14 protein-coding genes are annotated in these 13,131 nt (G+C 64.8%); 2 read left to right on the forward strand and 12 right to left on the reverse strand.

What is annotated here, in order from left to right; translation table 11 throughout:
* Nucleotides 1-17 precede the first annotated feature (17 nt).
* The 10 genes from L0D16_RS05890 to L0D16_RS05935 form a co-directional block, all read right to left on the reverse strand.
* The gene (locus tag L0D16_RS05890; RefSeq protein WP_243030553.1) at nt 18-1,280 is read right to left on the reverse strand and encodes a cytochrome b; all 1,263 of its coding nucleotides are present in this window, start codon (nt 1,278-1,280) and stop codon (nt 18-20) included.
* A 9-nt stretch (nt 1,281-1,289) separates the two neighbouring features.
* The gene (locus L0D16_RS05895) at nt 1,290-1,919 is read right to left on the reverse strand and encodes a QcrA and Rieske domain-containing protein (RefSeq protein ID WP_243030555.1); all 630 of its coding nucleotides are present in this window, start codon (nt 1,917-1,919) and stop codon (nt 1,290-1,292) included.
* 10 nt (nt 1,920-1,929) lie between these two features.
* Nucleotides 1,930-2,412: a cytochrome C gene (locus tag L0D16_RS05900; protein WP_243030556.1), complete on the reverse strand. Its 483-nt coding sequence runs from the start codon at nt 2,410-2,412 to the stop codon at nt 1,930-1,932.
* Between the two features lie 9 nt (nt 2,413-2,421).
* Nucleotides 2,422-3,147, reverse strand: a complete 726-nt coding sequence (locus L0D16_RS05905) for a c-type cytochrome (protein ID WP_243030557.1) — start codon at nt 3,145-3,147, stop codon at nt 2,422-2,424.
* A 96-nt stretch (nt 3,148-3,243) separates the two neighbouring features.
* The gene (locus L0D16_RS05910; protein ID WP_243030558.1) at nt 3,244-4,011 is read right to left on the reverse strand and encodes a sugar phosphate isomerase/epimerase family protein; all 768 of its coding nucleotides are present in this window, start codon (nt 4,009-4,011) and stop codon (nt 3,244-3,246) included.
* 31 nt (nt 4,012-4,042) lie between these two features.
* Complete coding sequence (locus L0D16_RS05915; protein ID WP_243030559.1) at nt 4,043-5,239, reverse strand: ABC transporter substrate-binding protein; 1,197 nt, start codon at nt 5,237-5,239, stop codon at nt 4,043-4,045.
* Between the two features lie 91 nt (nt 5,240-5,330).
* Nucleotides 5,331-6,521 (reverse strand): ABC transporter substrate-binding protein, encoded by a 1,191-nt coding sequence (locus L0D16_RS05920; protein ID WP_243030560.1) that lies wholly within the window; start codon nt 6,519-6,521, stop codon nt 5,331-5,333.
* A 10-nt stretch (nt 6,522-6,531) separates the two neighbouring features.
* Nucleotides 6,532-7,308 carry a PaaX family transcriptional regulator C-terminal domain-containing protein gene (locus L0D16_RS05925; RefSeq protein ID WP_243030561.1) on the reverse strand — a complete coding sequence of 259 codons (777 nt, stop codon included), beginning with the start codon at nt 7,306-7,308 and terminating at the stop codon, nt 6,532-6,534.
* Nucleotides 7,308-9,287: a threonine--tRNA ligase gene (gene thrS / locus L0D16_RS05930; protein WP_243030564.1), complete on the reverse strand. Its 1,980-nt coding sequence runs from the start codon at nt 9,285-9,287 to the stop codon at nt 7,308-7,310. The genes L0D16_RS05925 and thrS overlap by 1 nt, the downstream gene beginning before the upstream one ends.
* Nucleotides 9,288-9,453: 166 nt before the next feature.
* A complete protein-coding gene (locus tag L0D16_RS05935) occupies nt 9,454-10,677 on the reverse strand; it encodes an MFS transporter (RefSeq protein WP_243030565.1) in 1,224 nt (407 codons plus the stop codon).
* Here L0D16_RS05935 and L0D16_RS05940 point away from each other — a divergent pair.
* Both L0D16_RS05940 and L0D16_RS05945 read left to right on the forward strand, forming a co-directional pair.
* Nucleotides 10,634-11,605 (forward strand): tetratricopeptide repeat protein, encoded by a 972-nt coding sequence (locus L0D16_RS05940; protein ID WP_243030566.1) that lies wholly within the window; start codon nt 10,634-10,636, stop codon nt 11,603-11,605. The genes L0D16_RS05935 and L0D16_RS05940 overlap by 44 nt on opposite strands.
* A 121-nt stretch (nt 11,606-11,726) precedes the next feature.
* Nucleotides 11,727-12,143 carry a hypothetical protein gene (locus L0D16_RS05945; protein ID WP_243030567.1) on the forward strand — a complete coding sequence of 139 codons (417 nt, stop codon included), beginning with the start codon at nt 11,727-11,729 and terminating at the stop codon, nt 12,141-12,143.
* Nucleotides 12,144-12,279: 136 nt separating this feature from the next.
* On the opposite strand, the gene L0D16_RS05950 is transcribed toward L0D16_RS05945, so the two are convergent.
* Together L0D16_RS05950 and L0D16_RS05955 are read right to left on the reverse strand one after the other, a co-directional pair.
* Nucleotides 12,280-12,480: a hypothetical protein gene (locus tag L0D16_RS05950; protein ID WP_243028457.1), complete on the reverse strand. Its 201-nt coding sequence runs from the start codon at nt 12,478-12,480 to the stop codon at nt 12,280-12,282.
* A gap of 13 nt (nt 12,481-12,493) precedes the next feature.
* A complete protein-coding gene (locus tag L0D16_RS05955) occupies nt 12,494-13,117 on the reverse strand; it encodes a hypothetical protein (RefSeq protein ID WP_243030569.1) in 624 nt (207 codons plus the stop codon).
* Between the last annotated feature and the right edge of the window lie 14 nt (nt 13,118-13,131).

Here is a 13,131-nt window from a genome sequence, read left to right on the forward strand (position 1 = left end):
TGTCTGCGGCCATCCAACTACTGGAGAGCCTCTTCCTCCCGCCTCCCGTAGAAGATGCGGAGCAGGGTGTAGGAGACGATGTAGGTGAGCAAGGGCCCACCCAGGACCAGGGTCCAAAGCACGGCGTTGTTCCCCAGGATGGAGCCCTGCTGCTGGAAGTCAATCTTGTACCCAGCCAGCGTCGTCATGAGGAAGAAGACCAGAAGGGCCAGGATCACGCTGGTGCGCACCGGGTGCTGCGAGGGGAGTTCCATGTAGCGCATCTTGTCCTTGCGGGTGTCCAGGAAGGGCAAAAGGAGGCCCACCAGGCCCAGGATTCCCGGGATCACCACCCCCCCGATGAACTCCGGCCCAACGGTGGCCCCAAAGAGGTGGAACTCCCAGGTGGAAGGGATGATCTGCAGGATGCCGTAGATCCAGAGGAAGTACCAGTCGGGCTTGACCGCGGGGGTGTTGGGGGTGGGCGGGCCAAAGGCCTCAATGGGATGGGCAAGGAAAGCCCCGGCGATCAGGGTCATGATGCCCACGTAAAGGGCGAAGAGGATGCCCATCATCACCAGCTGCTGGGGGTACATGGGCACGCCAAGGATTCTTCCCGGGGCCACCCTTTCCGCATAGCGGGGCTGGGTGTGCTTCTGCTTCATCATAATGGCCATGTGCATGCCGATGAGGGCCATGAGAAGCAGGGGAAGCCAGAGGACATGAAGGCTATAGAGCCGGGGAATGGCCTTCTCGGAACCGGGAAACTCCCCCCCGAACATCACCTGGGCCAAGGTGGACCCCACCCAGGGGATGGAGGCGGCGATGCCGTAGCCGATGCGGGTGGCGGTGACGGCGTAGTTGTCGTAAGGCAGGGCATAGCCCGTGAAGGCGGTGACCACCGCCAGGCCCAAGAGGGCGAGGCCCACCAGATAGTTAAGCTCCCTAGGCTTCTTGTAGGCTCCCGAAAGCAGGATGCGGAGCATGTGCAAGAAGGCGGCGGCGATCATCACGTGGGCCGACCAGTGGTGGAGGCTACGGATCACCGCTCCGAAGGGGAGGCTATCAATGTAGAGCACGCTGGCGTAGGCCGCGGGCACGGTGCGGCCGTCGGGAAGCCTAACCTCCCGGATGGAGGGCTCAAAGTTCAAGGTGAGGAAGATGCCGGTGAGCACCAGGACGATGAAGGCAAAGAGGGTGATCTCCCCCAGGAAGAAGGAGTGGTGTACGGGAAAGGCCTTGCGCAAGACCTTTTGGTAAAGGCCGGTAAGGTCCAGGCGTTCGTCTAGCCACTTGTACATGCTTCCCTCCTAGACGTGACGGCAGAAGCCGGCTTCCGCCTTCACCCCTACCTCGCCCAAAAACTCCCCCGCGGCCACCAAAACGCCCCCCTCCACCTTGAGGGGAAGCTGGGGCACGGGCCTGGGTGGGGGGCCTGCCACGACCCTGGCCCCATGGGTGAAGTCAAACGTTCCACCGTGGCAGGGGCAAAGGCCCGCCTTCTTGTCCGCCACCCACTGGCTCACGATGCATCCCAGGTGGGTGCAGACGGCGGAAAAGGCCACCACGCCTTCCACGCTATGCTGGGCCACCTCGGGAGAGAGCTCCTCGGGGCGATAGCGCACCACCAAAACGGTGTTCTTGGCCTCACCGCTTTTCACCACCTTCGTTTTGGGGTCCATGGGATAGGCCAGAAGGAAGGGGTCTCCAGGCTTCAGCTCCTCGAGGCGGATGGGCTTGGGCTCCCCTCCCCCTTGGGCGTAGACCAGAATGTCCCCCGGCTTCAAGGGCTCCTTCTCTGGGGTGACCTCGGCCTTGGGGCGCAGGCTGGCCCCCACGTAGAAGGCGGAGACCAGGGAGAGGCCGATTCCGGTGCCGATGGCGGTCTTCAGGAAAAGCCGCCTACGGGATCGTTGCAAGCGGATCTCGCGTTCGTCCATACCTCACCTCTCACCAGGGGAAGTGGCTCTTCTCCTCCTCGGTGACCACCTCATCCCGGCCATAGAACTTCTTGTAAATGCCCAAAAGGACCGCCACCACCAGGCTGATGGCCCCGAAGACCAAGCCCTGGAGCCAGGTGGGGTTGTGCCCGGTCTGGGCGGAGTAGATCAGGAGGCGCACGAAGAAGCCGGAAAGGGCCGTAAGGAGGAGGACCAGGATCACCCCGGCCACCATGGGGGCGGTGGAGGGGGTGGGGAAATGGCGCCCAGGGCGAAGTTCTATGCCCTCCAGCCAGTAGGAAACCAGGCCGATAAGGCCATAGAGGAGGAAGACGGCGCCAAAGGCCATCAGGCCGATCTGGCCCACGGAGAGCTCCTCTGGGGTATGGCCCAGGAGGCGGGCGATGTGGAGCCCATCTAGGTAGGCCATATAGAAGAGGCCTGCGGCCAAGATGAGGGCGAAGGTGGGAAGGATGGGGTCGTTGCGGTACATGCTCCCTCCTTACTCCACCGGGCCGAAGCTGTTGCCGAAGCTGTTGCGGATGTAGGTGGCCACGGCCTTGAGGTCCTCGTCCGAGAAGGCGGCACCCACCGCCGGCATGGCTCCGCGCCCGTTCTTCACGGTGTTTAGGATCAGCTGGGCGTCCTTGAGGTTGGGGTTCCCCGCCAGGGCGGGCATAACCGGGGGCATTCCTTGGCCGTTGGCCCCATGGCAGGCGGCGCAGCTGGCCTCGTAAAGGGACTTGCCCTTCTCCATGAGGGCCGGGTCCACGTTGGCGGCCGGGACCGCTCCTTCCTTGGGAGCCTGGGCCTCCTGGGCCGGCGGGGCTACCTGGGCCACCACGGTTTCCGCGGCTGGGCTTAGGGCGAAGTAGGCCCAGATGCTGCCCAACACGATCACCGAGGCCACCACGTACCAGATGGGGTTGAAGCGCACTGGCTCCAGGGGGAGCTCGGGTTCCCCCACCGCCAGGCGGAGCTCGAGGGTCCCCGCCACCTCGCCCCCCTCGTCCAGGCCCAGGACCATCACGTCGGGATAGTTGTTTACGGTGAAGGGAATCTCCCTTATCTCCTCGCCTCCCCCACGGAAATGGGTCACCACCCGTAGGACGTGCTCCCCATCCGGGATCTTTCGGGTGTCCAGGTTCAGCCGGTAAGGGGGTTCCTTGAGAACCGCCAGGGGTTCGCTGGCCCCATCCAGGTACACCTCAATCCGGTCTACGACCATTCTGCCTCCCTTTGTGAAGGGGGGTACAAACCCCCACGCCACTACTATAAGCGTACCCTGACAAGGACAGATGTCCCCACTTATGGAAGGGGAGGCTTAGAGGGCGAGGAGGGCCTGGAGGCGAAGGAGGCTTTGCCGGACCCCTTGGGTGCCCCCACCCACCTCCAGGGCTGCGGTGCCGGGAAATCCCCTCAGCCGGGGGGCCAGCCTTTCCCAGGGCAGGGCTCCGGAACCCACGGGCAGGTGGTCATCCCTGCGGGCGTGGTTGTCGTGGAGGTGGAGGTGGAGGATCCGGCCTCCCAAGGCCTCCCAGTAGAGGAAGGGACCCAGGGGGCCCAGTTCTACTAGGGCATGGCCCACGTCCAGGCAGAACCCGTACTGGGGAAAACGGTCCAAAAGGGCCTTGAGTTCCTCGGGGCCCCGGAGGAGGTCCTCCTCGGAGAGGGCCAGGTTCTCCAGGGCCACGGGAAAGGGGAGGGGAAGGAGGGAGGAGAGGGTCTTTTCCAAGGCCTCCCGGGCCAGGCTTAAGGCCATGGGGTGGCGCACGGGCACCTGGCCGGTGTGGAGCACGCCCACCTTGGCCCCCAGGGCCTCGCCGAACTCCAGGGCCCGCTTCAGGCGCTCCTCCGCCAAGGCGCGGACGCTGGGGATAAGGCTGGCCGGGTTCATCTCCACGAAGGGGAGGTGCAGGGTGAACCCTACCCCTAAGGCTTCCCCGGTGGCCCGCAAGGCCCTGGCATCCGGCAGGGGAAGGACCTCGTGCAGGTCGTAGGGAACCTCGAGGTCCAGCCCCAGCTCCGCGGCCAGGCGGAAGGCCTCCTCGTAACCCATCTCCGCATTAAAGGGACTAAAGCCTAGGCGCATCCCTGCCATTTTAGGGGGTTTGCCGGGGGCGTTACCGGATGGCCTCCGCTTTTTTCTGGGCCTCCTCCAGGGCTCGCTGGGGAGGTACGCCGCCCTTTAGGGCCTTCTCAAGGGCCTCGGCCAGGACGCTGGCCCAGGCGGAGAACTGGGGGATGCGGGGGCGCTCCTGGGCATAGGCGATCTGCTCAAAGGCCACCTTGCGGAAGGGGTTTTCCCGATAGAAGCCCTCCAGGAGGGGGATGGCCGACTTACGCACCGGGACGTAGTAGCTGGCCTCCACCCAGCGGGCCACGTTCCCGGGTTCCATGAGGTACTTCCAAAACTCCAGGGCTCCCCGCACCTGGGCTTCCGTGGCCCCCCGCAGGACCACCAGCTGGGCTCCACCCATGGGCACCCTTCCCCCGGGCTCCCGGGGAACGGGGGCCACCCCCAGGGTAAAGGCGAAGGAGAAGTTCTCGGCGGCGGGCCAATTGGCGATGGAGGCCATGACCATCATGCCCTTGGTGCGCACGAAGTCCAGCTGGGCGAAGGTGGCCTCGGCCATGTTCCTTGCGGAAAGGGCCCCCGCCTTGTTCAGGCGCCATAGCATCTCCAGGGCTTCCAGGGCCTCTTTGGAGGTAAAGTTGGGTTTACCTTCCCGCACCAGGTTCCCGCCCCGGCTGGTCACCATGGCCTCAAAAAGCCAGGCCTGGGGGTCGGTGACGAAGATGAAGCCCTTGGCCTGGCGGGAGGTAAGGGCCTTGGCCACCTCCTCAAACTCCTTCCAGTTCCTTGGGGCCTTAAGCCCTTTGGCCCGGAAGACATCCAGGTTGTAGAAGAGAACGGGGGTGGAGGTATTCAGGGGAAGGCCGTAACGCTTGCCGTCCATGACCCCGTAGTTCCAGGCGGGTTCAAAGAGGTCTTCCAGGAAGGCCCGGTCTAGGTTCAGGTAGGCGTCCAGGGCCACGGCCCGGCCTTCCCCCACGAGCCGGGGGAAGAAGCTGATCTCCGCCTGGAAAAGCACGGGTTGGCTTCCCGTGCGCAGGGCCGCCACCAGTTTGGTTTCCGCATCCCGGTAGTCCCCCGCGTACTGGGGGCTGACCCGGTAAAGCCCTTGCCGGGTGTTGAACTCCTGGGCGAAGCTGGAGAGAAGCCGGCCCGCGGGGCCATCCATGGAGTGCCAGAAGGAGACCTCCACCTGGGCTAGGCCGGGAAGCAGGAAGAGGACCAGGGCAACCAGCTTTTTCATGGAGGGGATTTTACCACCCTCCTTGTCAGAGGGGTATCAGGCCTTTTCTCCCCCCACCGGCCGCCGTAGGTGCCCAGATAAAGAAGGTGCCCTACCGCCTTTCCACCGCCAGGGCTTTTTTCTGGGCCTCCTCGAGGGCCGCCAAGGGCCTCACCCCCTGTTTGAGGCTCCTTTCCAAGGCCTCCTCCAGGTAGCTATACCAGACCACCAGCTCCGGGTCCTGGCTCCAGGGACGCCCTACCTCCGCCTGGGCGAAGACCGCTTGCCTTTCGGGATCTTTCAGGAAATCGGCCAGCTCTTTTTCCGCCTCTTTCCTGAGGGGTAGGTACCAGGTGGTGCGCACCCACCCCGCTTGGCGTTTGGGTTCCAGGAAGTGGAGCCAGAAGGCCACCGCCCCTCGGGCCTGTTCGGGGCTTGCCCCTCTGAGCACCGCCAAGGCCGCCCCGGAAAGGGGCACCGCACCCCCTTCCCGCCTCGGCAGGGGGGCTAGGCCCACAGCGAAGGGTAAGGAGGTTTGGGAGAGGACCACGGGCAGGGCCGTGGTGGGCCCGATGCCCATGAAGGCCTTGGTACGCAGGAAATCGGCCACGGCAAACTGGGCCTCCGCCAGGTTCCTGGCCTGGGCATGCCCCTTCTGCACCATGCGGTGGAGCATCTCCAAAGCCTCCACCACCTCCTTGGAGGTGAAGGCGGGAAGCCCATCCTTGACCAGGCTCCCCCCCAGGCTCATGACGATGGCGTTAAAGCTCCAGATGTCGGTGGAGATCACCATCCCCTTGCTGGTGCGGCTGGTGAGCCTACCGGCGGCCTCCTCCACCTCGGCCCAGGTCCTGGGGGGCCTAAGGCCCCGGGCGCGGAAGGCATCCTTGTTGTAGTAAAGGACGGGAACGGAAAGCCCCAGGGGAAGGCCATACGTCTGGCCCCGGACCTGGGTGGTTCGCATCATCTCCGGGTGGAGGTCCTTGGGCAGGTTTTGCAGGTAGGGGTTCAGGGCCAAGGCTACCCCTTCCTGGGCCAAGCGGGGCAGGAAGGAAAGCTCCCCGTGGAAAAGGACCGGGGCTCCTCCCGAGCGCAAAGCGGCCAGGAGCTTTACCCCCGCTTCCCGGTAGTCCCCCACGTACCGGGCTTCCAAGCGGTAGGTGCGCTGGGACTCGTTGAAGCTCTTTATAGCCTCTTCCACCACGTTATCCCCCGGGGGGCCTGCCGTGTGCCAAAAGGGGATGACCACCTGGGCCTGAGCGAGGGAAAAAAGGACCAGGGGCAGGGAGAGAAGCCGCCTCATGCCCTAAAGGTTACCGGGCCTGGGGTGAGAGGGCTGAGAAGGGAAGGGAAAGCTCCTTAAGAAAGGGCTCGGCCCTACGGTAAAGGACCTCCCGGAGGGCCAGGAAGCGTTCCCTTGCCGCCAAGCCGGGGAAGTTGGGGGGAAGAAGCTCTGGGGGCAGCAGGGGGTCTAGGAAAAGGAGCTTGCGCATCTCGTGTACCAACCGGGTGAGGGCCTGGAAGGCCCCCAGGGGGTCTTCCGGCACCCCTTGGGGAAAGAGGGCCTGGTAGTGGGCGGAAGCTTCCTCCAAGAGGAAGGCCCGCAAGACCTCTTCCTTGGCCCCCAGGTGCTCCGCCCGGAAAAGGGTGGCGGAAAGCCCGTAAAAGGCGAGAAGCTCCCGGGTGGCGGCAGGGTCCACCCCTGCCCCCAGGTAGACCCCGCTTTGCAGGCTACCGTAGCCCAAAAGGGCCATCTCCCGCCGAAAGCGCTCCCTCTCCCCCCGTTCCTTGGGACCTTCCGGCAGGACCAGGAGGAAACGCCCGTCCCAGGGGCTGGGGGGGTCGTAGAGGCGTTTCCGCACCTGGCGCACCTGCCAGTAGACCCGGTCGGAAAGGGCGTAGTAGGCCAGCCTTCCCAGCCGCCGGGGCTCCACCCAGCCCCTTTTGGCGCTCCGGGAAAGGGCCGCCCGCACCGCAGCTTCGGAGAAGCCCAAGACCTCCATCATGGCGATAAGGTCCCGCACCGGGGCACGCCTTTCCGGGTAGACATATTCCAAAAATATGGTGAAAAGGGTGGATCTCGCCCGCATCAGAAGGCTGGCTCCAAAAGGCGTTCCCTGTACTCCTTGAGGGCGCCCTCGAGGAAAGCCGCCAAGGGCATGGTCCCCAGGTTCCCCCGAAGCCGCCTGCGGACGCTCACCGTGCCCTCGGCCTTTTCCTTGTCCCCCACCACCAGGATGTAGGGCACCTTCCCCACCTCGGCGTCGCGGATGCGGGCCTGCATGCGCTCAGGGCGCAGGTCGGCTTCGGCCCTGAGGCCCGCCTCTTTGAGCTTAGAGACCACCTCCTTGGCGTAGTCCTCCTGCTTTTCCGAAACCGGGACCACCACCATTTGCACCGGGGAAAGCCACAGGGGGAAGTTCCCGGCAAAGTGCTCTATCAGGATGCCGATGAAGCGCTCCAAGGAGCCGAAGGGGGCGCGGTGGATCATGACGGGGCGGTGCTCGGCCCCATCCGGCCCCACATAGGTGAGGCCGAAGCGCTCGGGCAGGTTGTAGTCCACCTGGATGGTACCCAGCTGCCACTCCCTGCCCAAGGCGTCTTTGACCACGAAGTCCAGCTTGGGGCCATAGAAGGCGGCATCCCCTTCCTCCACCGTGTAGTGAAGGCCGGCTTCCAAGGCCGCCTCCTCAATCTGCCTTTCCGCCAAGGACCATTTGGCCTCATCGCCCACGTACTTTTTGCTTTTGGGGTCCCGGGTGCCGATACGGGCTCGATAGTCCTTTAGGCCCAGGGTGGAAAGCACCTTCAGCACCAGATCCAAGACCCCTAAGAACTCCTCCTTCACCTGCTCGGGGGTACAGAAGAGATGGGCGTCGTCCTGGGTGAAACCCCGTACCCGCGTGAGGCCCAAAAGCTCCCCCGCCTTCTCGTAGCGGTAGACGGTGCCGAACTCGGCAAGCCTTAGGGGAAGCTCCCGATAGGAGCGCTTCTTAAAGGCATAGATGCGGATATGGTGGGGGCAGTTCATGGGCTTCAGGAGGTACTCCTCCTCCTCGCCCCGCTCCTGGAAACGGATGGGGGGGAACTGGCTTTCCGCATAGTAGGGGTAGTGGCCGCTGGTCCGGTAGAGCTCGAGGCTCCCGATATGGGGGGTGGTGACCAGCTGGTAGCCCCGCCGGATCTGCTCCTCCCGCATGAAGGCCACCAGTTCCTCGCGGATCACGTTGCCCTTGGGAAGCCAAAGCACCAGCCCCTTCCCCACCATGGGATCTATGAGGAATAGCTCCAGTTCCCGTCCCAAGCGGCGATGGTCCCGCTTCTTGGCCTCCTCCAGTTGCCAGAGGTACTCTTTGAGCTCCTCCGCGGTGCGGAAGGCCACCCCGTAGACCCGTTGCAGCATGGGCCTGGTTTCGTCCCCCCGCCAGTAGGCCCCGGCCACGTGGGTGAGCTTGAAATGGGGTGGGATGCGGCCCGTGGAGGGCACATGGGGCCCGCGGCAGAGGTCGGTGAAGCCGTAAGTCTCGTCCCCCTGCTGGTAGAAGCTGATCTCCTCCTCCTCGGGCAGGTCCAGGATGAGCTCGGTCTTGTAGGGGTCCTTGCCCTGGTAGCGGGAAAGGGCCACCTCCCGGGGCAACACGTAGCGGCGCAAGGGGAGGTCTTTGGCGATGATGGCCCGCATCCTTTCCTCTATGGCGGGGAGGTCTTCGTCGGAGATGGGCTCGGGGGCGTCTATGTCGTAGTAGAAGCCCTTTTCTATCACCGGCCCCACCCCAAGCTTCACGCTTTCCGGATCGTAGCCCTTTTCGGCAAAGAACTCCTTTACCGCCTGGGCCAGCACGTGGGCCAGGGTGTGGCGGAAGAGGAGCTGGTACTCGGGGTCCTTCTCGGTGAGGATCTTGACCTGGGCCCCCGGGGGGAGGGGCTTGAGAAGGTCGTAAAGCTCCCCGTTCACCAAGGCGCCCACGGCGGCCTTGGCCAGCCCCGGGCCTATGGCCCGGGCCACGTCCCAGGCGGTGGCGCCCTCCTCCACCTCGAGGGCCTTTCCATCCGGTAGGTAGACCACCATGGACCCTACTATACACAGCCCGGTGGCCGGTTGGGACCGGCCCAGCTTAGGCCCAAACCCCCTTTGAGGCCCTGGGGTAGGCCGGCGAAAACCTTTCCCTCGCGCCAGGGGAAGCCCCTGGTCCCTAGGGGGCCTGGAAGGCGGTCATCCAGCTGGGGGTGAGGCCTTATCCCTCTTGCGGCAACTTCCTGCCGGCATAAAGGGCCCAGGCGTAGAAGAAGGCCGCCAGGAGGAAGAGGCTGGGAAAGCCCAACCGGTCCGCTAGCCATCCTCCCAGCACGGTAGAGAAGGCAAAGAGCCCGGCTACGGTGTTGGCGAGGCCGATGTGGGCGCTGCGTTCCTCCGGGGGGGCCAGGTTTAGAAGGTAGGTGGTGGTGGCAAGCCCCAAGGCGGCCAAGTAGGCTCCTTGCAGCAGGAAGACTAGGCCGAAAAAGGGGGGAGGCAGGAGAAGGGCCAAAAGGGGAGCGAAAAGGGCTAGGAACGACCCAGCCTGAAGCACCCCTTTGGAGCTCCGCTCCCCCAGCTTGGCCCAAAGCAGGTTGGAAAGGGTGAAGGAGAGGGCGTAAAGGGAGAGGTAAAGGCCAAGCTCCTTTCCCTGGCCCAAAGCCCGCACGGCGTACACCGCATAGAAGGGCTCGGCCATGCCGGCTAGGCCTAGGAGAATGCGCACCCGTAGGTAGCGGCGGAAGCCGGGTTTTTGCAGGGGGAGCCAAAGGTCAAGCCTATGGGTCCTGGGGGGTTCCTCGGGTTCCTCCGTGAGGCCAAAGAGGTACCACCCCAGGCCGAAGGCCAGGGCTCCTAGGGCGAAGAGGAGGGCATAGGGCAGGGGAAAGGGGAGGGGGAGGGCCAGGATTTCCCGCACCCCAAACCCTGCCAGGAAGGCCAGGAGCCCCCCCACCAGGTTCCGGGCGGAAAAGAGGTGGGCCCGCCGCTCCGTGGGGGTGGTCTTGGCCACCACCTCCCAGAAGGGAAGGCTGGAAACCCCGGTGAAAAGGGCGTTCAGCAGAAGCCCGAGGAGGAAGCCCGTTAGGAGCAGGCCAGGCCAGCTCCCCAGGAAGAAGGCGGACAAGGCCATGAGAAGTACTCCGGAAAGCCTTAAGGCGGCAACCCGCCGGTACAGGAGGATTTTCCGGGGAAACCGGGCCACGTAGGAGGCCAAAAAGGCCTGGGGGATCATGCCCCCCGCCTGGAGCAAGGCGGGCAGGAGGCCGATCAAGGCTCCCGGGGCCCCCAGCTTGGCGGCGAAGCTGGTGAGCACGATGTTGGGGTTTAAAAGGGTATCCCCAAGCCAAACCAGCCAGCCGTTCAACACCGCCAGGCGGTAGTTGCGTTCCCGAAGGTCTAAGATGGTGAGGATGCTGCTGCTTCCTTCCCTTGGGCCCTTCCACATCCTGCATCCACGCTACAACGCCGCCACCGTTTTGGCCCTTTTGGAGGAGGCCCGCCCCAAGGTTGTGTACCTGGCCTCCCACTCAGAGGTGGAACTGGAAGGGGGCCTTTGGCGGGAGGAGGACCCGCTTCTTTTCCATCTCCTGCCTTGGGCGGAGGAAAGGGGAATCCCGGTGGTGGCCCTGGACGAGGAGGCGCACCTCAAAGGGGAGGCCGAGGCTTTCCGCCAGGCCCTGGCCCAGCATCCCTTGGGCCAGCCCCATCTGGAGAGGATGCGGGGTTTTGACCAGGAGCTTTGGCAGCTACTCAGGCTTCCCCTTACCCCAGAGGACCTAGGCTCCGAGGGTTTCCTCTCCCGCTTACGCCAGGTGTATGGGGGTTTCGTGCAGGCTTTTGGGGAAGGGCCAGCCACGGGTTTTAGGGCCCGGCGCATGGCGAGGGTGGCGGAGGGGCTTAAGGGCCGGGAAGGGGCGGTGGTGGCGGAGCTTCTGGACTATTCCCTTCTGGCCGAGACGTTTCCCCAGGCCCTGCCCAAGGCCCATGAACCCACGGAGGCGGAGCGGCAAAGGGCGCTTTTGGATCGGGCCTGGCAGCTTAAGGAAGGGGACGACTGGGTAGGGCTTTTGGAGGGGCTTTTCCAGATTGGAAGTCCTGAGGCCCTTTACCTGGCGGCCCAGGTTTACCTGGCAGCGGGGGAGTGGCGGGAGGCCTTGGCCCTCATGGAGGAGGTCTTCCGCATGGACTTCCAGTACCCCGGGTACCTTCCGGGCTACGTGCTGGCGCGTTTTGGCCAACTCTTGGACCTGGCGGGGGAAAGGGAACGGGCCTTGAGGGCCTACCGGGGGGTATTGGCCCTCTCCTGGGCCCCTGAGGAGGCGAGGGCCATGGCCTTGGCGGGGTTGAGAGCCCCGTTTCGCCTTCCTTCCTGAGGGTCCCAGGAAGGAAAAGGAGGCTTGGCCAGCCTAGGGCTAAAGTGGGGCTTTGGGACAGTCCACCAGGCTCCCAAGAGTTGGGGCATTTGTCCCGGGAGCCGTTGCCTAAAATGCGAGCATGGAGGTGGAGATTCGCCGGGCTCGCCACGCGGCCTATCTCCGCTTGGCGGCGGCCCATGCGGGTCCCTTGGGGCCGGCCCTTTTAGGGCACCCTGAGCTGGCTCCCCTTTACTCCAAGGCTTATGCCGCTTGCCGAGGGGCCAAGGAGCTGCCCTGCGCGGGGGTTGGGGGAGAGCCGCGGGCGTGTGTGGTGCGGCGGTTAGAGCACCTGGCCTACAGTGCCCTGCGCGGGGGCAAGCGCCGGCGGGAGCAGGAGAAGGCTATGGTGGAGGGGCTTTTGCTGTGCCTAGGCCATTTGGCCCAGGAGTTTCCCCCCGAGTTTGCCCCTATCCTCGAGGCCACCCGGAGGGTCCTGGAGAAGGACCTGCAGTACCTTAAGGGCCTGTCCCCGGATGGGCCCCTGCCCGCTTCCTAGCCCTGGCCTCCTCGGGACTTCTACCCGCTAGGCATGGAGCCCCGATGGGCCGGGGTCTAGTGGTCCTCTGTACCGACGGAATAGCCTCCCCCCGGACGGGGCCAGGGGGTGGGAGGGGCCTAAGCCCCTGGCCAGGCTAGAGCAGGTGGTGCATCTTGCCCAGGACCAGCATCACCGCCACGGTGCTGGCGGCCAGGATGATGAGCATCAACATGAAAAGGATAAAGCGGAGGTCAAAGGTCTCCCCCTCGGTGGTGAGGATGCGGGGGTTCAGGATGAGATAGAAGAGCAGGGTAACCAAGGCCGCTCCCATGGCAAACAGTACGATGTACACCATGTTCTCCCTCCCGTTACCAGAGGCTGAAGAGCGCCTCCAGGCTTGCCCGTAAGTTTACCAGACCCACCCCGTAGGTGGGAATCCCCAAGGCTAAACCCACGCTTCCCCAGTAGGGCCCGGGGCTTATGGGTAGGTCCAGGCTGAGGGGAGGGCTTTCCCAGGGGCCGTAGGCCCGTACCTCACGGTAGAGGAGGCCGGTGGGGGCTTCCACGTGGAAGGCCAGGGGCTCCCCTTCGGCGTCCAGGGGTAGCCAGCCCTCGGCGGTTTCCTTGGCTCCCGGGAAGCTCTGGCCTAGGCCCTCTCCGGGAAAGGCCAGGAGGAGGCGGTCGGGGCGGGTTCTTTGCAGAAGGTGGGCCAGGGGAGCCCGGGTGGGGCCGGTGAGGGGAAGGCCTTCCAGGGTGGGGGAAAGGGGGGAAGGATCCAGGGCCAGAAGTATGCGCCCCCGGAAGGCCAGGCCGTTTAGGGCCCGGAGCACGGCCAGGGCCTCCTCGTAGGGGGCGTGGAGGAGGTAGGTCCTTCCTCCCCGTCCTCCCTCCAGGTAGCCGTACAGGGTGCCGAACTCGTCCAGTCCAGCCCTCACGTGTTCCGAGAGGACCTCGAGGTCCGCGGAAAGCTGTTCCAGCAGTGAGGAAACCATAACCCTCATGGTAT

Source organism: Thermus altitudinis (genome assembly GCF_022760835.1).
Classification (GTDB): Bacteria; Deinococcota; Deinococci; order Deinococcales; family Thermaceae; genus Thermus; species Thermus altitudinis.